The sequence below is a fragment of the Ruminococcus sp. Marseille-P328 genome, from assembly GCF_964249465.1.
Taxonomy (GTDB): domain Bacteria; phylum Bacillota; class Clostridia; order Lachnospirales; family Lachnospiraceae; genus Blautia_A; species Blautia_A faecis.
Genome location: NZ_CAXUBQ010000006.1, coordinates 26,300 through 49,773 on the forward strand (window position 1 = coordinate 26,300; position 23,474 = coordinate 49,773).

A 23,474-nucleotide genomic window follows, 5' to 3' on the forward strand; every position below is an offset into this window, starting at 1 on the left:
AGTAGAATAAGGCTTTGGAGCTGCAGTTGCAATGCAGCTCCAGATCTTATGATTGTAGTATTTGAGATTTTATATTATTATAAGCATAGATAATATTTGGTAAAATTATTAGTAGTGAGTCATTACTATGTGGGTATAGGAAAATTAATGATTTGGTGATTGGGGAGAATTAAAAAACGTGATTCACTTAATGGTGATGTGAGGAGGCTATTAAATGCAGAATGCAATCCATGAAGGATACGAATATCAAGATTATTTTTCTGTTTCAATAATTTTGCAACTAATGCTTCAGCGGAAAGATGCTGAAATAATTGTTGATCGCAAAGATTTCAACGGAGATAAATTTGATGATTTAAAGGTAAAGTTATCTAATGGAATCACTGAATTTCAGATTAAGTATTCTGACGAGGAAAGTTCCCATAACCTTACAAAAAGTGACTTGTCAAATGGAAATGGACATGATACTGCGTTATGCGATCTTTTTGCATCTTGGAAAACGAGAAAAGAATCCGAAAATAATACTGAGATAAAACTATGTCTTGCGTGGGGAAGGCCGGCAGATGATGATCCGATTGCAAAGTTTCTGAAGCCCATTCAAGAACATACTATGCCTTTTTCAACCGTTGCATACTCATTTGATGGCGCGGCTTTTTGGCCAGCAGAAGATACACCTCCAAAAACGTGGAAGAAATTTAATTTGAAGATTAAGTCGGAGCCTATTGAGAGAGAAGATTTTTTAGCTTTTTGCAATGAACTTACATTTATTCTAGAAATGCCCAAGGCAAGTCTTGATTTAAAGAAGCCTGGTGATATAGAAAATGTAATTATTCAGCAAGTTGAAAAATTGGGCGTAGGAATATATCCAAATGATAATCTTAGAGTAGAGGATGTTATCGGTAAACTCGCAATGGAAGTGAAGCATTCTAGAGCAATAGGGAATAAACTTTATACGAATGTTTTAATGGGACGTCTTGGTTTAATTGCGGATTACGGAAAATTTGATCAAAGATTTCCTGTGGATTCAGCACATCAGATAATACTTAGTGATGAAATTGAACGGCTACATCAAGTAATCCGTGATTCAAAACATGTTATTATTTCTGGCAATCCTGGTTCTGGAAAATCTTGGCTTGTCGATGAATATATAGATAAGATTAAAAAAGAAAACAGTAAAGTTATACATTATAATTGCTTCCAATCATTACAAGATATAAATAGTCTTGAGAGGATACGTGTTGATTCTTTATATGGAAATTTAGTTTCACAGATTGTAGAACAATGTCCAGAGTTAATCGAACATAAAAAAACGATTTTGGGGGCGGATAAAGCAGAACTTGAAAATTTACTTTGCTTGATTGGCGAAGAGATTTATTTAGTAGTGGATGGTCTTGATCATATATCCAGAGAATATGAGCTACATAAAGATCTTATTTCGCGCTCTGAGACAGAAATTATTTCTGAATTATTGGAAATACAATTTCCGGATAATTGTTATGTGTTAATATCATCACAACCAATAAAAGCGTTGGAGAATTTTAGAACCAGGAATTATGGGGTATTTGAAATTGAGTCTTGGAAAATAGATCAGGTAAAATCTTTGATGGAGACTTTTCATATTAAAGATAATATTATTGAAAATGATGATACTTCATCAATAAGTGAATATTTGCTTAAGAAATCTCAGGGAAATGCTCTATATCTTAGTTATATTTTGCGTCAATTGAGAAATTCGGACGTAAATAAAGAATTAATAGACGAAATACCAGATTATGATATAAGTCTGTCTAAATATTATTCCTATCTATATACAAAGATTCATAACAATCGGACGGTTAATGCACTATGTGGGGCAGATTTTTATCTCAGTTCAGACGATTTAATGGAGATTACTGGAGATGGAGAATTTGTGGAACATGATATATCAGTGCTTCAGCCACTGTTAATTGAGAATATTTCAAACGGTGGTTTTTCAATTTATCATGAGAGTTTCAGGCGATTTGTATTGGCTTTATTAAAAGAAAAAAAGGTTGATTTAGAGAGAAATGTTTATGGCATTCTTGCCGATTGGTTACAGGAAAAACCGTTTTTTGAATTTAATAGGTCATTTTATTATCTCACAGAACTATTGTATAAGATTAAGAGAGATACTGAAAATACTGCTTTGATTGAGAAGAAATTTGTTCTTAAATCGGTTTCAGAGGGATATTCGCGGAAATATATAAGAAAGAATTTGAATTGTATTATTCGAAGCGCTGGTAGAAGTGAAAATTTAGTTGCATTGGTAATGGCTGGTGAATTATTGGCAATGCTTGATGATTTGAATGAATTTGAAAGTACTGGAGAAGAATATTTACAAGCAATATCTGATATAAAAGGCGCTTCTAAACTAAATCAATTAATGCAGATTGATGGAGAACCGACTTTTGAGAAGGATACAGGTCAATTGGCATGCTATATTTCTTCAAAAGCAGGTGTTAAACCTTGGTGGGAGTTGTATTTAGATACAGATACTAAACAAGTCGAGATTGAAAATTTTAAATATTATCTTAGATATAATTTGGATGAGCAGGGTGTTAGTATTATTCCTGATCTTATGGAAACAATAGAAAAAGATGACGTTTCTGTAAGAAATGAATGCATTGAGATTGCATATGATGAATTACGAGATTATATAGAAACTACAGAAATTGCTTCTATTGCGGAAAATCGGCAACTGATGCATTGGAAAATATATCTTTCATATATTGAAAACGGATATTATCCGCAAACGGATGTTTCCTTTGAGGATACAATCGGAAATTGGGAAAAAATTAGAAAATTAAAGATGCCAGGAGAAGAAGATGTCAGGATTTTTAAGGAGTTCTTTTCACAAATATATTATCTGGCTAAGCGGGAGAATAAAAAAGCAATAGAGACAATTTTAGGCGATTGCGGAAATATTAACTGGTTTTATAATTGGATAATTTATTCTGTAAAAATGGCAGAATTGTGCGCTCGAACAGCACGAATGGATTCTAAATCTATTTGCGAATTAGCGCTTAGTAATTTAGAACTATTGATACAGGATACGGAAGTATTCAAGGGAGAACCGCGTACTTGTGATTTGTATTTTCTCCGGAATGAGTTAACAATATCATATGAACGGGCAGTAAAATTGATTGTTCAAAATGGAACGATAACGGATTTGAAAAAAGCATTAAGTATTCTTGAACAGCTTGATGATGAGACTGGAACAAGCTTAGATCATAGCATGGAAGGTCCATTAACTGATGCAGAATTTATGAAAGTAATATCTCGTTTTTTGACTATTGACAATTATGAGGCTTTAAAACCGTATTTATTAAGGACTCAAGAAAAAATAGAAAAAAATGAGGTATATGACCGCATTGCTGTGGCCAAGCTTCGATTTGCTAGTCTTATTTCAAAATATAATCAGATTGAGGCTTTAGAGTATTTTGAGATGTGTACGCGTTATCTTGTTGCGTATGGCTTTCATAAGGATGTTATCCTGGAACAAATCATGGATTCTTATAATATATTTTTCGAATGTGTTGCAGAAAATTCGAAAAATGAACGTGACACAATAACAGAAATGACAATGGCACTTTGGAATCATACTGATGGAAGAGAAACAAAGCATTTCTTAAATCATTGGTTTGATAAATTACTCAAGACCGATTCAAGGTATGCGCTTGCTTTTTTGAATGAGTTACAGATAAAAAATGGAAAATGGTGGGTTGTGGAACGCATGTTATTGTCTGCTATAGAAAAGTATTGCAATGATCCTGCCTATTTAGATATTGTAATTGGATTGATTGAGTCACTTCCAAATGATACAAGTCCAAGGCTTATTGATTCGGCCGCATCTGTATTTAGAACATTAGCACGGATGTGCATAGAGAGCGACGATAAAGAAAGATTACGGCTTAAATGGCGTATGAATGAGCTTGTTACCAATGTTGTTTCGAGATTTAATATACTGGATAGGCCTTGGTCAGAAAATGATCCTTGGAAAGATGGAAGTATGAAAGATTTCTTGTTAACAGTCGAGACAGCAGGATTTAATGTTTCACAGTATATAGAGTATTTTCATATCAAGCAAGCTGATAATACGAACGAAAAAGACAGTAAAAAAACAGTTGATATTTTTGAAGAAAATAGAATGCATTTTGAAGCCTCAACCTTGGAAGAAGCAAAGAAATGGTTTGAAACACATGATTTGATGGAACGAGATGTGAAACATATCTGTGGATTCCTTAAGCCTTATCAGAACGATAAAGATATTATACTTGGTCTACTGAAATCTATAATTATAAAAAGTAATAGATGGGGTTATAATAGCAGACAAAAGGATATCATCCTGCAAATTATAAATCAGTTAGAACTGGATGACAAGGAAATGTCAGAAATTCATATGTTGATGTATCTTTATTCATATGAATGGGGAAGTTCCTTAATGGATAAAGATGAATTTATCAATAGTATGCGGCTGAATTCGGATGTGGCTCGTGACACATTTTATCGTGAGGTCCCTGAAGTTATTATTTTGCATTCAGGTAGAATTACAAAAGGGCTTTTGGATGCACTTTGGGCAATTGAATTTAACAAAGAGAGTATTATTATGATTTGGAGAGGTGCATTCGATATTATGAAGCTTCGCTTCCCGAATCTCGATCAGTATTCTGTTGATAATGTTTTGATGGAAAAGGATGAACTGTCAGAACTACGTAACTGTTTGTTAATGCGGTTTATTGATGGAGGCAAGGAATCGTTTCTAGCAACTTATGCTTATTTGGCAAATGCTGCTGAAGAAGAGAAGTATTCAGAATTTACAAAGTCGATAGTATTTTGTTTAGAGCAGTATGAAAAATATAATCTTGTGACACAAATAGCAATTGCAGATTTAGTAAAATGTTACTGCTTTCATCTGAGAAAGTTGGATAAAGAGCGAGTTATAAATGCAATCAATACTGTTTATCCAACTGGAAATTTGCTTTTAGATGTTATATTCTCGGAGCTTACAATATATAAGAACTTTCTTTTAAATCATTCTGATAAACATGTGCCAGATTATATGGAACAGGAAGATATTGAGTTTTATTTATCAGAAGAACTCTATGATCTTGGCAAAGAAAAGGCACAAAAAGAAATTGATAAATATGCTAAGAATTCAATATATCGAGATCCAATTATGGGGGTGATTAAGAGCTGTGGTATTGATTATGTGAATCTTTATAAAAAATTACATACATCAAAAATATTGAATGAAAAAATACAAGATTTTATTGGGGCATCAAGTAAGATCCCTGAAATAAATACTGTATACAAATCATATGTAATTCAATATGCACTTCATGCGATTATTGAAAAAGCTTTTAGGGATAGAAAACCGGAATTAATTCCACAGAATTTACTACGATTGATGCCAGATTATCAAGGAATGTATAGATTATTTAAGTGCCGTAAAATACAACCTCAAAATCATCTATATGATAAGGATAATTCGTGTGAGCCGTTTCTCCCAAGTAATGAGGATGAATACATTCTAATCGGAGCTTTTGAGAAAAAATCACACATTGATTATAAACAGGCATCTTGTATATTTGCATATCAAGGAATAATAGGTTTGGATGATAAAAAACAGAAGAAACCCTTTCAAGAATGTCTTGCGCCAGGAGTTGAAACAGGAGAACTCTATGTAATTTTAGATAATTCGGAAGCACTGATTAATTTAATTGAAACATTAGATAGGGAATTAGAAGATGAAAATTATCTGTGGCCGAAAAATTCCGTTTTTAAACTATTTAATGTCCATATTGAATTTGATTTTTTGCATAGAAGATATATTGCAGTCAATCAAGAAGATGACATTATCTTTATCATGAAAAAATGGTCGTCTAGTTATAAAGGTGACAGTGAATATCCAGGAAATGTGATTCCATTATATAGTGGCACTGAATTGTATATAAAGAGAGAATATATTGGAATATTAGAACAACAGTTTGGAACGCTGATGATGGAAACTTGTGTGGAAGCATGTACGCAAACTTATTGATAAAGGGAGAATGAAAATCATACTAACATTAATATTAGAAAAAGTGTAAGCTGATTTCTGAAATGCAGATGTGTAATGTTTATGCACATCTGTATTTTTGTTATTGTTTCGTGGCTGTGTATCGCACAACCTTATTTGAAAAAGGAGAAGAAATTGAAATTAGGAGCAAGAATAAGAAAAATCCGTATGTTTCGCAATATAACTCAAAAAGAACTGGGGCGCAGGTTAGGGTATGGAGAAAATAGTGCAGATGTGAGAATCGCCCAATATGAAAGCGGACAGCGTACACCGAAGCAGGAAACGCTTATCCGGATAGCAGAAATATTGGAAGTTGATGTCCGAAATTTTTTAAGTCCTGGAATTGCGACAATGGACGAATTAATGGAAACTTTATTCTGGATGGATGAAGAAAATAGAGGGCTTTTTCATCTGTTCCTGCTAAATGATTCAGAAAGTGAAATAGTTGGAATCACAATGAGGGATAAAAAAACAATGTCTTATCTGCAGGAATGGATGGGGAAAAAGCAGAAACTGGGCGATGGAAGAATTACAGAAGAGGAATATCTGGAATGGAAACTGCATTGGCCAGAGGATAAGAGAAAAACAGAATATAAAACCGTATGAAGTAAAAAGGAATTGCTTTGCGGAGAGTTACCTGTTAGAATATTACTGGAGCAACCGTGTACAGGGTTGGTAAAAACCTCCTGGATTTTCAGATTCCGTTAAGGGATACAGAAGAAGGGAGGTGGAGCGAATGGATACATACGAAGTCTTGAGCTTATTGTTCTTAGGCGGTACGTTTCTGATTGCTTTGCTTGCCTATTTGGATAATAGGGACAACAAGCGAAAAAAATAGCCTACCCTGTCTGCCAACAGGATAGGCAGCTCTCTTTGAGAGCAAAATAAATTAAAACCTAATCCAGGAGCATCCACCTTGTGGGCGGTTACTCTTTTCAATTAGAATATAGCATTTTCTCTCCGAAAAGTAAAGTACATTTTATGCAGCCAATTCTAAAAAGAGTGGGCTGTTTTTTTATTGACAGGAGGGAAGTTAAATGTCTAAACTACAGGACATCCGAAACTTGGTGCAGGAACATGCCGTATTGGTGAGTAGTTCGCCAGGGGATTGGATGGATTATATGGACACAGCATCAAGGTTATATCGTTATTCTTTTTCAGACCAGCTTCTGATCCATGCACAGCGTCCAGACGCAACAGCCTGTGCATCACTGGAACTATGGAATGAAAAGATGTTACGCTGGGTAAATCGTGGTGCAAGAGGAATTGCCCTGTTTGATGAAACCTGGCAGAATACCAAACTTCGTTATGTGTTTGATATTTCGGATACCCATATGGTAGCCGGGGGCAGAAGCCCGTATCTGTGGCAGATGCAGGAACACCAGAGAGAAGAGATCCTCACCCATCTGGCAGAGGTCTATGCTCTGGAAGAAAAGGATGCGGCAACTTTGCAGGACGCATTGATGGCGGTCGCAAGGGAAATGGTCAATGACAATCTGGAGGAATACCTGGATGGATTGGAATATGCTGTAGAAGGTACTTATCTGGAAGATCTGGATGAGGTGACGATTCGCAGTGATTTCCGTCAGCTGGCAACAGACAGTGTTTACTATCTGCTTTCCAGGCGATGCGGGCTTGACCCGATGGAACTTCTGGAAGAAGAGGACTTCATGCATATTACAGATTATAACCATCTGTCAGTTCTCACCTTCCTTGGAAATGCGGCAAGCCAGCTCAGTGAGAGTATTCTGATTGATATTGGAAAGACCGTACATAAAATTTCTCTGGAAGAAGCGAGAAAAGAGGTTGAAAATTCCAATGAAAGGAATTATAATAACTTTACCACGTTAATGCGCGAAATTAAAAACCAGGATGCAGAAACGAAAAAAGAAGAAAATATTGAAAATGAAGGAGGAACCGATTATGGAACTGACATATCATCGCAAGGGAGATTACCTGTTTCCGAATCTGACCGTCGAAGAGGAAGAAGTAACGATCGGGAAATACGGGATGCTGCGGAGGACATTTCTGAAAGAACACAAGAACAGCCTTTATCAGAGCCTGTTCCTGACCGGGAAGCTGAACAGCCATCTGGAACAGATCGAGAAAGCAGCACAGGAGAGAATGGACAGCCAGATGGAGAAACTGCTGGAGAAGAATCCGGCACCGGACAAGGAAGCAGATCCGATGGCATGGACAGCACACATGAACGTACTGATGGCAACAGCGGAAGAGAGCATCTTGACGGAATTGGTATACAGTTAGTCGAAGATACAAGAGAAGATGGATTGAGTAAAGCAGAGGAAGAGATCGCCTCTGCTTTATCTTTGCCCGAATATCCCACCGCAGATGAACAAAGGCGGCAGATCGAGGAAAGAGCAGCTGCCCTTTATGCCGGAGAAATCCCGATTCCAGAGGAAGTTGTCGATGAGATCTTACGGACAGGAGGAAACCGGAAAGCAAGCCAGCTCCGGATCATCTATAATTTCATGAGTGAACAGACACCGGAGGAATATACGGAGTTTGTGAAGCGTGAATACCGCAAAGGGGGAAAAGGTTTTCAGATTGATGGAAATGAATATTCGGTCTGGTTTGATGAAATCGGGATGCAGATCGCAGTGGGGCATACGGTTACAGACCATATCTTAGAAGAGATAGACAGACCATTTACGGATGATTTCTTCTGGGAAAAACCAGGAAAAGAAATGGTAGCAGTTTTAGAGAATCCAGAGCAGACAGAAGAACTGTTACAGAAGATGGATGCAGCGTTGGCAGCTCTTCCATTGGATTTTGAAGCGTATGGGACAAACTATCAGCAGAAAACAGAACTTCTTTCAGAACTCCACCAGTATGCAGAAGGAACCTATACGATATTTCCGACACCGGAAGCAGAACCATCCTTTACAGAACCGTCAGGGCACCAGATGACCATGTTTGATTTCTTGGATACGAAGGCAGTGGCAGAACCGACCGTAGTAGATATGTCAGATGTGGAGGAAATAGAAGAGGAAGAGGTTACTGCCAAAGAAGATATTCCGGAAAGTCAGGAACAGGAAAAAGCTGTGTTAGAACCACACAACTTCCGTATCCAGGATAATGACCTTGGAGCAGGCGGTCCGAAAGCAAAGTATAAAGCAAATATGGAGGCCATCCATTTGTTACAGACTTTGGAGAAAGAAGAACGTCTGGCAACACCCGAAGAACAGGAAATCTTATCACGCTATGTTGGCTGGGGTGGCATCCCGCAGGCATTTGAAGAGAATAACAGCAGCTGGGCAGATGAGTATCTGGAATTAAAGAATACTTTATCGCCGGAAGAATACAGTGCAGCAAGGGCATCGACCTTAAATGCTTTTTATACGTCCCCGATAGTGATCCGAAGCATGTATGAAGCACTGGAAAATATGGAACTGAAACAGGGAAATATCCTGGAGCCGTCCTGTGGTGTCGGTAACTTTATGGGAATGATCCCGGAGAGTATGAGCAAAACCAATATGTACGGTGTAGAACTCGACCCGGTTTCGGGAAGGATCGCAAAACAGCTTTACCAGAAAAATAAGATTGCCGTGCAGGGATTTGAGGAAACCAGTTATCCGGACAGCTTTTTCGACTGTGTGATAGGCAATGTTCCGTTTGGAGCGTATCAGGTCAGTGACCGCAGGTATGACCGCCATCATTTTATGATCCATGATTATTTTATTGCAAAATCCCTTGATCTGGTCCGTCCGGGCGGCGTAGTTGCAGTGGTAACTTCCAGTGGAACGATGGATAAGCAGAACCCAGCAGTGAGACAGTATATCGCAAACCGGGCAGAACTGCTTGGAGCCATCCGATTACCGAATAATGCGTTCCAGAGAAATGCCAATACCAGCGTTGTTTCTGATATTTTGTTTTTCCAGAAAAGGGACAGGGCATCCATTGAGGAACCGGAATGGTTAAATCTAAAGGAAACACCGGAAGGCTATTCGGTCAATGCTTATTTTGCAGAGCATCCGGAAATGGTGCTTGGTGATTTTACTACAGAAAGTACCCAGTACGGAAAGCAGGAAGTGACTGTAAAACCAAAAGAAGGCATTACCTTAGAAGAACAATTAAAGGAAGCCGTCCAGAATATCCATGGCACGATCACGGAACTGGAACTTTCGGATACAGAGTTAGAAGAGGATGTTGTCTCTATCCCGGCAGACCCGGATGTAAAGAATTTCAGTTTTACCGTAGTGAATGAGGAAGTCTATTACCGGGAAAATTCTGTGATGAATCGCATGGAGCTTCCGGCAATGACAGCGGAACGTGTCAAAGGGATGGTGAAGATCCGTGATGTTACGAATGAACTGATCCGGTGTCAGATGGAAGAGGGAAGCGATGAGCAGATCACAAAGCTGCAGGAAAAACTCAATGAAGAATATGATATCTTTACAGCAAAATATGGTCTTATCAGCAGCAATGCCAATAAGAGGGCATTCAGTCAGGACAGCAGCTATTGTCTTTTGACTTCTCTGGAATTTCTGGATGATAAGGGAGAACTGAAACGGAAAGCGGATATTTTTACCAAAAGGACGATCCGCAGGGCAGAAACGGTAACTTCCGTGGATACTGCCAGTGAAGCACTTGCGGTTTGCATTGGTGAGAGGGCAGGCGTTGACCTTTCCTATATGGCACAGCTTTCAGGGAAAACAGAAGAGGAGCTTACAGAAGAACTGGCAGGGGTGATCTTTAAGAATCCGATCGGTGAAAAATGGGAGCCGTCGGACGAATATCTTTCTGGAAATGTGAGGGAGAAACTGCAGATCGCAAAACAGTTTGCAGAAGATCACCCGGAATATCAGGTGAATATGCAGTATTTGGAGCAGGTACAGCCAAAAGATCTGGATGCATCAGAGATTGAAGCAAGACTTGGGGCAACCTGGATCTCCGAGGATTACATTACACGGTTCATGGCAGAAACATTCCATACACCAAGATATTATGTAGGGAGCAAGGTCAAAGTCCAGTATGCCGAAGTGACCGGACAGTGGAATGTTATGGGAAAAAATGTGGACAGCTACGGAAATGCCCTTGTTACTTCCACATATGGAACACAGAGAGCCAATGCCTACCGCCTTTTGGAAGATGCCTTAAACCTTAGAGATACCAAGATTTATGACACGGTACAGGATGCCGATGGGGAACACCGGGAATTAAATCGGAAGGAAACGATGCTGGCACAGCAGAAGCAGGAGCTGATCAAAGAGGAATTTAAGGAGTGGATATTTAAAGATCTGCACCGACGGGAAGATCTCTGTAAAATTTATAATGAACGATTTAACAGCATCCGTCCACGGGAATATGATGGAAGCCATATTCAGTTTGTCGGCATGAACCCGGAGATCACCTTGATGCCGCATCAGAAAAACGCAGTGACTCATGTGCTGTATGGAAATAATACGTTACTGGCTCATTGCGTAGGAGCAGGAAAGACGTTCCAGATGATCGCAGCCGGTATGGAATCAAAACGGCTGGGACTCTCACAAAAGAATCTTTATGTTGTGCCAAACCATCTGACCGAGCAGTGGGGCAGTGATTTTCTACGTCTCTATCCGGGAGCAAATATCCTGGTGGCAACGAAGAAAGACTTTGAGCCGGCAAACCGAAAACGGTTCTGTTCCCGTATTGCGACAGGGGATTATGATGCCGTGATCATCGGCCATACGCAGTTTGAGAAAATCCCTCTTTCAAGAGAACGGCAGATTGCCATGCTGGAAGATCAGATCGCAGATATTACGTTTTCCATTGAAGAAGCGGCACATCAGGCAGGGCAGAATTATACCATCAAGCAGTTGGAAAAAACAAAGAAGAGTCTGCAGGCGAGGATGAAGAAACTCAATGACCAGACCAGAAAGGATGATGTAGTAACTTTTGAGCAGTTGGGTGTAGACCGGCTGTTTGTGGATGAGAGCCATAGTTTTAAGAACCTTTTTTTGTATACAAAAATGCGGAATGTGGCGGGTATCTCACAGACGGATGCACAGAAAAGTTCGGATATGTTTATGAAATGCCGGTATATGGATGAACTGACAGGCGGCAGAGGAATCACCTTTGCTACAGGTACTCCTGTATCAAATAGTATGACCGAGCTTTACACTATCATGCGTTATCTCCAGTATGACACACTCATGCGTATGGGTATGGGACACTTTGATTCCTGGGCGGCAACGTTTGGGGAGACAGTAACCGCAATCGAATTATCACCGGAAGGAACGGGCTATCGTGCGAAAACACGGTTTGCCCGTTTTTTTAATCTTCCAGAGCTGATCTCCATTTTTAAGGAAGCTGCGGATATTCAGACATCGGATATGCTGAATCTTCCTGTACCGGAAGCAGAGTTTATCAATGAAGTCTTAAAACCAAGTGAAGAACAGCAGGAAATGGTCAGTGCCTTTTCGGAACGTGCGGAAGAAGTAAGAGCCGGTCTTGTGAATCCAACGGTGGACAACATGCTCAAGATTACCAATGACGGAAGAAAATGTGCATTGGATCAGAGACTATTAAATGAACTCCTTCCGGATGCAGAAAAAAGCAAGGTCAATACCTGTGTGGAAAATGCTTTTCAGGTATGGGACGAGGGAAAAGCAGATCGGACAACACAGCTGATCTTTTGTGACTTGTCTACTCCAAAAGGGGATGGGACTTTCAATGTATATGATGATGTCCGAAACAAACTGGTTGCCAGGGGAATCCCGAAAGAAGAGATTGCTTTTATCCATGAATACAACACGGAGGCAAAGAAAGCGGAGCTGTTTGCAAAGGTGCGGGCCGGACAGGTGAGAATCCTTATGGGTTCAACTCCAAAACTCGGTGCTGGTACCAACGTACAGGACAGACTGATTGCTCTCCATCACCTTGACTGTCCATGGAAGCCGTCTGATCTGGAACAGCAGGAAGGACGTATTTTAAGACAGGGAAACCAGAATGACAAAGTAAAGATATTCCGGTATGTGACGGAAAATACTTTTGATGCGTATATGTGGCAGATTTTGGAGAATAAGCAGAAGTTCATCAGCCAGATCATGACCAGTAAATCCCCGGTCAGGGCTTGTGAAGATGTGGATGATACGGCACTGTCCTATGCAGAGATCAAGGCACTTGCCACAGGTAATCCGTACATTAAAGAAAAAATGGATCTGGATGTGCAGGTGAGTAAGCTGAAACTCTTAAAGGCAAACCATACCAGTCAGATTTACCGTCTGGAATCCGATATTGCAAAGAATTTCCCGGTACAGATCAGTGCATTGAAAGAGCGGATTGCCGGGATGCAGGTGGATTCGCAGGTAGTAAAAAGCGTGGATTTACAGGATAATGACACGTTTGCCATGACGGTAGGGAATGTCCTTTATGAAGATAAGAAAGAAGCTGGCGAAGCGTTGATCGCCGCCTGTGCAGGTTTAAAAACCGTCAGCACCGGCGGAAAGGTTGGGGAATATCATGGGTTTACGTTATCTGCTTCCTACAATATGTTCTCCAATGCGTTTGAACTGACGGTCAAAGGAAAATGCTCTTATAAGCTGGAAATCGGAAAAGACCCGGTAGGAAATATGCAGCGTATCCATAACACCCTTTCTTCCATTGACAGGAAGCTGACGGAAAGTGAGCAGAAATTGGAAACTGTACAACAGCAGCTTGCTACTGCACAGGAAGAGGTAAAGAAGCCATTCCCGAAAGAAGCAGAGCTGAATGAAAAGATGGAACGATTATCCGAGTTAAATGCCCTGCTGAACATGGATGAAAAGGGCAATGAGACGATTATGGCAGATGAGGATATTGGCAGAGAAGGAAGCAGCACAGACAGCAGGGATGCCGTAGAAGAAAAAGAACTTCCGGAAACAGCAGACAGAATCCATAAGCCGTCTATTCTGGAACGCTTAAAACAGGAGAAGGCACAGCAGAATACAGCGGAACCGACCGTTACACAGAAAGCTGCAAAGAAAAAACATGAACAGGAGTTATAAAAGATTTCCCGTCAGAGTTTTCTCTGGCGGGACATAAAATGGAGGGTTTGTTTATGGCAAATAATATAGAAAAACAGTTAAAAGAAATATCGGAACGGCTGGAGCAGGGAGTAAAAGAAATCTTTACTTCGGAGAGATATACCGAATATCTGAATACCATGTCAAAGTTCCACAATTACAGCTTTAATAACACGCTGCTGATCACCATGCAGAAACCGGAAGCAACACTGGTGGCCGGGTATCATGCATGGCAGAAGAAATTTAACCGTTATGTAAAACGTGGAGAGAAAGGAATCCAGATCATCGCACCAGCACCGATACGGGAGAAACAGGAGATTGAAAAGATCGACCCGGTAACAAAAGAGCCTGTGATCGGGGATGATGGACAGCCGGAAACAGAGATTGTGGAGATGGTGATACCGAGATTCCGTGTAACGACAGTGTTTGATGTCAGCCAGACAGAGGGGGAACCGATCGCAGAACTGGAGGTGCCGGAGCTTACCGGAAGTGTACAGTTTTATGATACGTTCATGCAGGCATTGCAGAATATTTCTCCTGTGCCGATCCGTATGATGAATGTGGAAGGGGATGCAAAAGGCTATTATCACCAGACAGAAAAATATATTGCGATAAAGGAAGATATGAGTAATGTACAGACGATGAAAACTGGAGTCCATGAGGTGAGCCACGCATTGCTGCATGACCGGGAAGTAATGGATGCGGAAGGAGTCTTAAAAGACCAGACAACAAAGGAAGTGGAAGCAGAAAGTATTGCTTATATTGTCTGCAACCATTTTGGTCTGGATACTTCAGAATATTCGTTTACCTATATCGCCAGCTGGTGCGAGAGCAGGGATATGAAGGCGTTGAAAGCATCAATGGATACCATCCGAAAAACATCTGCAGAGATCATTGGGAACATTGAGGAGCAGATGCATGAGCTGGAAAGAGAAAATATCATGCAATATGAAGAAAAAGAAGCATCTGCCACCAGACAGGAAAAACTGGAACAGGACAGTGCGGAAAAGATTGATGAAACTTTGCTTTTTCATGGAGAAAGCGGTCGTTTTGCAATCTATCAGATGGATACGGGCGGAGAGCATACTTATCAGTTTATGGGTTTTGAATCGGCTAAAAAATTAGGCTATACCATTGAGGGGAAAGACTACAGGATGGTGTATGCGGCTCCGTGGACACCAACGATCACATTAGAGGATATTTTTGAGAGATTTAATATCAACCGCCCGAACGATTTTCGTGGACATTCCTTATCGGTAAGCGACGTCATAGTTATAAACCGGACGGCGGAGACAAAGGCTTATTATGTGGATTCTTTCGGCTTTGAGGAACTTCCGGACTTTGTACAGCAGAGAATGGAGATGCTGGAAAATAATCATACCAGAGCCTATCCGCCAGTTTATAAAGGAACACTTGCTCAGGCAATGGAAGAACGGGATGTAGATGCTTATCTGGATTCCAGAAAGTTAAATATTGATTGTAAGAAAGCAATCGAGGAAGCAATCGCATTAAATTTTGACGGGCTGCATTTAAAGGAAGATGCCGCAAAACAAGTGCTGGAACAGTTTGGAGAAGAACGTATGACGTTTGTTATGGCAAATACGCTTCGGGAACTTTCTTATGACGGCAGATTTTCCAAACAGAACAAAGACTGGGCAGAACATATCGAAATCCCGGAAAATATCAATCAGGGGAAGAATCTGAATCAGGATTATGTGATAGAAAGCCACCCAGCGGTGTTAGATGGATTTATTGATATGGCAAGGGCAGAGATCCGTATGCAGAAGATTGAACAGGCATTAGATGAAGCGGAAGTCACCATTACAGCAGATACCAGAGGATTTGAAGCAGATGGACATGCAGGAACCTGGCATACAGTAGATGAAAGAGAGTATGCAGGGGAGAAGTTCTTCTTCATGGAACATGATGAGTATGGTTCAGATGTGGCAGGGATTATCGTATCGGAACATGGTCAGCTTGTCGCAGAAGATCTCTGGAATGGGTATGATGCAGGAGCATTGGAAGCTATTTCAGAATATCTGCAGGAGAAAGGGATTTCTGTGGAAGGACTTATGCCGGAACTGGAACCGGATGAACTGGCATATAAGATTGACGATAGGTATTTTGCAATCCAGAGAACAGAGGAAGGCTATGATTATACCTTTTATGCTTTGGATTACGATGAGATCGACGGCGGTGCCTATGACAATCCGGATATTTCTATGCAGCAGGCAATGGAAGATATTCTGGAAGATGAAGAAATGTCCCTGGAAAATGCAGTTCCCGTTGACTATGAGGATTTGATGGCAGAAGTGGAAGAAGCAGGCGAACGGCAGATGCAGCTGGCACAGTTATTAAAGAATTGTCCACCAAGTATTTTTGAGGATTATGACAGGGAAAGAGCAGTGGATACCTGTGAGGGAATTGTAATGCAGTTTACCAAGAGCAAAGGGTATCTGACCGTACAGGCAACGGAAGAAGGCTATTTTTATATTTTTTATGATTCTGACCTGCACGAAATCCATTCCAATGATTATGACGATCCCAAAGTATCTGTTCAGAAAGCTACTTATGAAATCTTAAAAAGTGAAAGAATGGATGATATGGAATGTGTCAAAGTGGACTATAAAGAATTTGAGGCAATGACCATCCAACATTCAAAGGATTTACTACAGGCAGGTGAGCTTCGTGCGACTTCTGAGATTGGAAGAGATGAAGCAGCATTAAATGGTCTTAGCAGGGCAGAAGTGGAACGGGGTGTCTTGTATCACGCACAGGGTATTCTGGAAGATATGGGATTAGAAAATGAAGTAGAGCTGCTTGCAGCAAGGGTGCATGGTTCCAGAAGCAGAGAGGAACTTTACAGAGATGATTCTGACCTTGATGTGGTGCTTTCTTATCGTGGCAATATCCGGGAGGACAGTTTCTTCAATGAATTAAATGCTCATGGTATAGCAATGGCAGGTATTAAGGTGGACATCAATCCTATCGCAGAAGAAAGAATCACTCTGGCAGAATATATGAAAGAGTCAGAAGCCTATCTTGATCAGAAGGAAATCGAAAAGCTGGCGGCTGATTTAGATAATTTCAGTTATGAATATGACACTTACGAATATAAAGATACCGTTGAGAACAGGGAAGAACAGGTGGAGAAGATCACAGAGGACATTTTGAATCAGAAAACAGGGTGTTTAAAGGACTGGCTGGTTGAAGTATCGGAAGAATCTGATATAGACAGTGATGTGATAACTGCCAGGTCATTACTTTCCCGTCTGGAAAATGCAGAAATCCTTTCTATCTTTACCAGAAAACCAGAACAGGAACAGCCAGAAGCTACGATTACTTTTTATGTAGCAGAGTGTATGGAGTTTCCGGTCATGGGAGAATACCATAATAATCTTACTCTGGAAGAAGCGATTAAGATTTATGAAAGTATTCCGGCAGATCGACTACATGGAGGCAAAGGGATTGGTTTTGACCTGCAGGACGGGGATAAGGATTATTCTGGAGAGTACGAACTGATGTGTTGGGACAGAGTAGACAGGGAACTGATAGATATGATTCCTCATTATAAGGAAAGTCCATTGGTACAGAAAGCAATTAACGATATGGAAAAGTATCTGAATGAGAAACATGGAAAAGTGCAGGAAGCAGAACAGACTGTGGAAGTGAAACAGGAAGTTCCAGAAACACCAGTCAAGAAAGAATCCGTATCAGTAGAACCGAACCAGACGCAAAAGAAAGAGCCTATAAAGGGCGAAAAAGGAGAACTGAAAAAATCTGTGCTGCAGTCGTTGAAAGAATTTCAGGCAAGGGCAAAAGCACAGGAACAGAAAAATAAAGAAGCAGAAAAACCCAAAGCACATAAGAAGGGGGATGTAGAATTATGATGGATCTGGCAATGAACTTTGATACAGATGAATGTTTAGTAACGGCAATGTTTGATAAAGGAAACAGAAATGACACAATGGAAGCTATTGACCAGATCATTCCATTTCTGAAAGGGGATGCGGATATGATCGGACTTGTCTGCAATACCCTAAGAAAGCTGTTCTGCATGAGTGATGAAGGCTATGAGACTTTTCTTATGGACTTGGAAGATTATAAATCGGAACTGGAAGAGGGGGAATGAATTCAAGCCAGAGTGCAGTATAGCAGGTGAAAGATGAGAAGCGAAGGAAAAAGTGTCAGCATTGAGAAGTGTTAACAGGTATATATTGGAAGAATTCAGCCAGGGAAACTCTGGCTGATATAAAAACACATCTGCAGAAACAGTGACTGAAGAAATTTTGAGTAGTGGAATTGGGAAGAAGTATTTAGATACTATAATAAAGAGATTAGCTGGCTTGTATACTAACAGAGAGGACATAGTAAACAGATTTGCGTTATTATCAGGGATTGTAGGGAGATTCCGAAGAGCTTTTGTTCAGATGATGAAACAATAGGATTGGTACAGGAAATATATGGAACAAAAGTTAATAAAGGGATTTGTTGCGTTTTCTGCTATAATAATCTGCCAGCAAAGAATGTGTTGTCTGAATATGTTTGTGATTATAAGAAACGAGCAGGGTTATTTCAAAGATCAGCAGATTTAGAGTAGTTCTTTTTTTTCTGAGAGAAAATTAAAAATCGTTTTTGGTTCTTCTGGAGAGTGATTATAGCGTTTGGGAAACATCCGGAGAAACCATTACCTCAGAGTGTCGTAAAGTTCTTTATCAAAGAAGGCTTTGAGATGCCCTTTCTTTTTTATGCAAATCTTTTCTCTTGTCTACATATATAAACCTAAGAAAAAGCTTGACGTTTAAATATTACAAGTGTAATATTTAAGAAAATATGAAAAAAGGAGAAATAAAACTATATGAGAAAAAAGAAAAGAAAAAAACACACGAAGATTATTACAAAAATAGTTTTATTTAGCGGTATATTGATTGGTGGTGGAATCGGTATTGTAACAATAATGAATTGTAATGTTCCTGAAAAAAGACTAATGGAATATATGAAATATATTGAAAAAGGGGAATATGAGCAAATGTATGCCATGCTGGATCAGAAAAAAAGCAGCATGAACAGTAAGGAAGAATTTATAGAACGAAATTCTAAAATATATGAAGGCATTGAGATGTCTGATCTGTCCATAACCGATATTACAGTAAAAAGACAAGAAAACGGAAATGCGGCAGTTTCCTATACAACAAATATGCAGACTGCTGCAGGAAATGTAGAATTTACCAACGATGCGGTATTTTCACATGATTGGACAGGATATCATTTAATCTGGCAGGATCAGTTGATTTTTCCAGAGTTATCTGCAACGGATAAAGTTCAGGTAACGTCAGAAGAGGCAAAGAGAGGAGATATTTTAGACAGAAATGGTCGTCAGTTGGCTGGAGAGGGAACTGCATCTTCGGTAGGAATTGTTCCGGGCAGGATGGAGAACAGAGAAGATACAATAAAAAAACTGGCAGAGTATCTTGGAATTGGAGCAGACGAAATTGAGGATAAGTTAAAAGCCGGTTGGGTAAAAGCAGATTCTTTTGTACCAGTAGCAACAATTCCTAAAATACAAGAGGTCGATCTTTTGACAGTGAATCCGGATAAAACTGTTCTGGAAGAAAAAGAAAAGCAGGACACATTATTGAAGATTCCAGGTATTATGTTATCTGATGTAAAAGTACGAACTTATTATCTAAAAGAAGCTGCCTCTCATCTGGTAGGGTATGTACAGGCGGTTACAGCCGAAGATTTGCAGGAACATAAAGGGGAAGGGTATCGTACAAACAGTGTGATTGGAAAGACTGGACTGGAAACGCTTTATGAAAAAGAACTAAAAGGAACAGATGGGTGTGAAATCTGTATTGTAGATGCAAATGGAAATAAAAAAAGTGTTATTGCATATGAGCCTAGAAAAGATGGAGAAGATATCCATACTACGATTGATGGTGATCTTCAAAGTACTCTTTATGAACAATTTAAAGAAGACAGAGGATGTTCTGTAGCTTTGAATCCTTATACAGGGGAAGTATTGGCGTTGGTAAGTACGCCATCTTATGATAATAATGATTTTGTACGTGGAATGGACAACAGCCAGTGGAGTGCATTAAATGAAAATGAAGACAGGCCTTTATACAACCGCTTTCGCCAGACATGGTGTCCTGGCTCAACTTTTAAACCTGTAATTGCTGCAATTGGATTAAAAGTGGGGGCATTTACTGCAAATGACGATTTTGGAAATGAGGGTCTGGCGTGGCAGAAAGATTCCTCGTGGGGAGATTATACAGTGACTACACTTCATGATTATGAACCTGTGATCTTGAAAAATGCGCTTATTTATTCAGATAATATTTATTTTGCAAAAGCAGCATTAAAAATTGGTGCGGATCAACTGATGCAGTCTCTAAATCAAATAGGATTTAATCAGGAACTTCCATTTGATATTAAAATGTCAGAGTCCCAATATTCTAATATGGACAAGATAGAAACAGAAATCCAGCTTGCTGACAGTGGGTATGGACAGGGACAGATTCTGGTAAATCCTTTGCATCTTGCAAGCATTTATACGGCTTTTCTAAATGATGGAAATATGATAAAGCCATATCTTCACGCGGATGGTGGAAGCACTTCCAGTGAAATCTGGATAAAAGATGCTTTTTCACCACAAATTGTTTCGGAGGTTATGGAGGGGTTAGAGGGTGTAGTGAATAACCCGGAAGGAACTGGTTATGGAGCATGCCGGGAAGACATTAGATTAGCAGGAAAAACCGGAACAGCGGAACTGAAAGCTACAAAAGAAGATACATCTGGAACAGAAATTGGCTGGTTTACAGTTTTTACTACAGATAGAGATACAAAGAATCCTATTTTGCTCATCAGTATGGTAGAGAATGTGAAAGATATTGGAGGAAGCGGTTATGTGGTGGAAAAGGATAAGGCGATACTGGATGAATATCTTGGTAATGAATAATTTTTACCTTTAAATATTACAAATGTAAGAGGAAAATGATATGAAAAAAATTTGGAAAATATTTGTGGGAGTTATTTTTCTTGCTGTCTGTAGTGGATGTGGCATAAAGAAAGAGCAGAAAAAGACAATTGAAGATACGAAAGAAAAAATTTACAGAGAGTGTGAAATGCTAGCAGAAGGCTATCGGAACATATATGAGAATGCTGTGAAAGAAAATGCACTATATGAGCTGAGTACAATACAAAAAAGTATGGATTATTTTGGAAAATATGGATATGCAGTAATTGATTCCTACAATCAGCTGGATATGGTTCAAAGTATTAAAGTAGATGATTTTTTGAAAAAAGCAGAAAAAGAGAAAAATGGAAAAACTACTATATTTCAAGTTATAGCAGGGGATCATTTTATCCGGTATGATCTGAAAACCAAACAGGGGAAAATAGACGTTGAAGTAAGCTCTTTTAAATGGAAAGAGGACACTTGGCAGGAAACATATTATCATGAGTTTAGAGCTAATTCATGGAAATATACAGAAAACGGGTATTTCTTTATGGAAGAATATCATCCGGCTGGATATGATGGACCGTCTGGATATCGGGCCTTTCGGGTAGTGCCGTTAAATAAAAAATGCAGGGAGCTGAATCGAAAATATATACTTCCTTTTGGATATACACTTAATAAATTGTTTACTTCTAATTGGAGTGAAAAAAATTATGATGGAATAAATTTTTATGATGTTTTTGACCGTTTACTTTCAATGGAAGAAAAAACTGATGAATTTAAGGAAGGAAAGACTTATGAAATCCCAAAAGAATCATTTGAAGCGATATTTCAAAAATATTTTAATATAAGCGCAGAGATACTGCAGACAGGAACGGTATTTCACACGGAAACACAGACATATCGGTATCGAACCAGAGGAATCGTATATGATTTTGCTCCCACACCATATATTCCATATCCGGAAGTTGTTTCCTACATAGAAAATCAAGATGGAACAATAACACTGGAAGTAAATGCGGTATGGCCACAAAAAGAATTAGATCAGGCGTTTTGTCATAGCGTAACCATTCGGCTGTTAGATAAAGATAGATTTCAATATGTATCCAATTATGTATCAAGGTCAGAAATAGAGGTTACCTGGTATACGGAAAGATTATCAGACGAAAAGTGGGAGGAATGTTATGGAGATAATTGATATGAGTACAAAAAGAAAACTGAAAAAGATGGTGAGTGTTTTATTTATTTTGGGATGCTTTTTCATAGGAAATACAAAATGTAAAGGGGCTGATTTAGAATATATTTCACAGGAAACTGCGAATTATGCTGTACAAGAAAGAGGATATGATTTGCCAGTAGATGAAGTCGTGAAAGAAGAAGCTATTGAAGATTGTAAGAATGTTATGAATCAGATGAAAGCCATTTATCAAAAGGCGGATAAAGGAACTTCATCGAATGTAGTAGTTTCTGAGACAGTAATGGAAGAAATGCAGGAAGTATTAAAGGAAAAAAATGTCCCTGTTATTACATCAGCGCCGTATTCAAATATGGCTAATTATTCTAAAATGGAAGAATTTCTTTTCAAGGCAGAACAGGATCTGCCAGGAGATATCGTCTTATATAGGATTAACAGGGATGGTGGGATAGAAAGACTCAAATTCAATTATGATGGGACAGATATGTATTTGTTGGCTGTGAAAGTTGTTTGGGGTATGAACGACAATCCATCTATTGTATATGTTTCGTATACAAGGATAGAAGAATGGAAATATACAGAAAAAGGCTGGTTTGGTTATACGCTATGTGTTCCAAAATATCCGGAAGTATCAGAAGCGGTTGATGGCAGTTCTATGATAAGAATTAAACCTTTAAGTGATGAATGCAGGGAAGTTTCAAAGAGGTGTGTGTATTTGCTTGGATATCAGGGGAATAATCTTTTATGTTCTGATTGGGATAGATCTGATATGGAAGGGTTAGATTATAATGGTTTATATGAATATTTATATCGAATGAAATACGGGGAGAGATATGAGTTTTCAGGTAACTCAAGTGGAATTCCGGCAGAAGAGTTTGAAAATCTGATAATGGAGTTTTTGCCGATAACAGCGGAGCAAATTAAAAAATGGGCAGTATTTGATTCGGAACATCAAACTTATGACTGGGAACGATTAGGTTGTTTAAATTATAGCCCTACTTATTTTGGAACATCTTTACCGGAGGTCGTTGAAATAAGAGATAGCGGAGAGGGAAACAATGTGCTGGTTGTTGATGCTGTATGTGATACATTTATATGTAATGATGCCGTTATTACAAGTGAGCTGACTGTTAAGTTCAACGATGATAAGAGTTTTAAATATATGGGGAATAAAATTCTGAATAATGGTACGAAAGAAGTTCCCAAATATCAATATAGAATAAAAAGAAAGAACTGATAACA

General features: G+C 39.2%; 9 protein-coding genes and 1 pseudogene. All 10 read left to right on the plus strand.

The annotated features are described in order from the left end of the window. Nucleotides 1-214 precede the first annotated feature (214 nt). On the plus strand, nucleotides 215-6,055 hold the full coding sequence (locus tag ACESTK_RS05825; protein ID WP_117640031.1) for an ATP-binding protein: 5,841 nt from the start codon (nucleotides 215-217) through the stop codon (nucleotides 6,053-6,055). Between the two features lie 153 nt (nucleotides 6,056-6,208). Further along, nucleotides 6,209-6,679, plus strand: coding sequence for a helix-turn-helix domain-containing protein (locus ACESTK_RS05830; protein WP_117592951.1), 471 nt, complete (start codon nucleotides 6,209-6,211; stop codon nucleotides 6,677-6,679). Between the two features lie 130 nt (nucleotides 6,680-6,809). Beyond that, nucleotides 6,810-6,911: a putative holin-like toxin gene (locus ACESTK_RS05835; RefSeq protein ID WP_015524590.1), complete on the plus strand. Its 102-nt coding sequence runs from the start codon at nucleotides 6,810-6,812 to the stop codon at nucleotides 6,909-6,911. Between the two features lie 1,085 nt (nucleotides 6,912-7,996). Beyond that, on the plus strand, nucleotides 7,997-8,338 hold the full coding sequence (locus ACESTK_RS05840) for a TnpV protein (RefSeq protein ID WP_117640027.1): 342 nt from the start codon (nucleotides 7,997-7,999) through the stop codon (nucleotides 8,336-8,338). An 806-nt stretch (nucleotides 8,339-9,144) separates the two neighbouring features. Continuing rightward, nucleotides 9,145-14,058, plus strand: a pseudogene (locus tag ACESTK_RS05845) (Eco57I restriction-modification methylase domain-containing protein); the annotation flags it as partial. Between the two features lie 53 nt (nucleotides 14,059-14,111). Further along, nucleotides 14,112-17,966, plus strand: a complete 3,855-nt coding sequence (locus ACESTK_RS05850; protein ID WP_373119121.1) for a DUF3849 domain-containing protein — start codon at nucleotides 14,112-14,114, stop codon at nucleotides 17,964-17,966. Then, nucleotides 17,963-18,208, plus strand: coding sequence for a transposon-transfer assisting family protein (locus tag ACESTK_RS05855; protein ID WP_373119124.1), 246 nt, complete (start codon nucleotides 17,963-17,965; stop codon nucleotides 18,206-18,208). The genes ACESTK_RS05850 and ACESTK_RS05855 overlap by 4 nt, the downstream gene beginning before the upstream one ends. A 726-nt stretch (nucleotides 18,209-18,934) precedes the next feature. Continuing rightward, nucleotides 18,935-21,037, plus strand: a complete 2,103-nt coding sequence (locus ACESTK_RS05860; RefSeq protein WP_062807811.1) for a penicillin-binding transpeptidase domain-containing protein — start codon at nucleotides 18,935-18,937, stop codon at nucleotides 21,035-21,037. 40 nt (nucleotides 21,038-21,077) lie between these two features. Further along, nucleotides 21,078-22,235, plus strand: coding sequence for a DUF6070 family protein (locus ACESTK_RS05865; RefSeq protein WP_118063462.1), 1,158 nt, complete (start codon nucleotides 21,078-21,080; stop codon nucleotides 22,233-22,235). Then, nucleotides 22,222-23,469, plus strand: coding sequence for a DUF6070 family protein (locus ACESTK_RS05870; protein ID WP_117628249.1), 1,248 nt, complete (start codon nucleotides 22,222-22,224; stop codon nucleotides 23,467-23,469). Before ACESTK_RS05865 ends, ACESTK_RS05870 begins: the two co-directional genes overlap by 14 nt. Nucleotides 23,470-23,474: the final 5 nt, after the last annotated feature.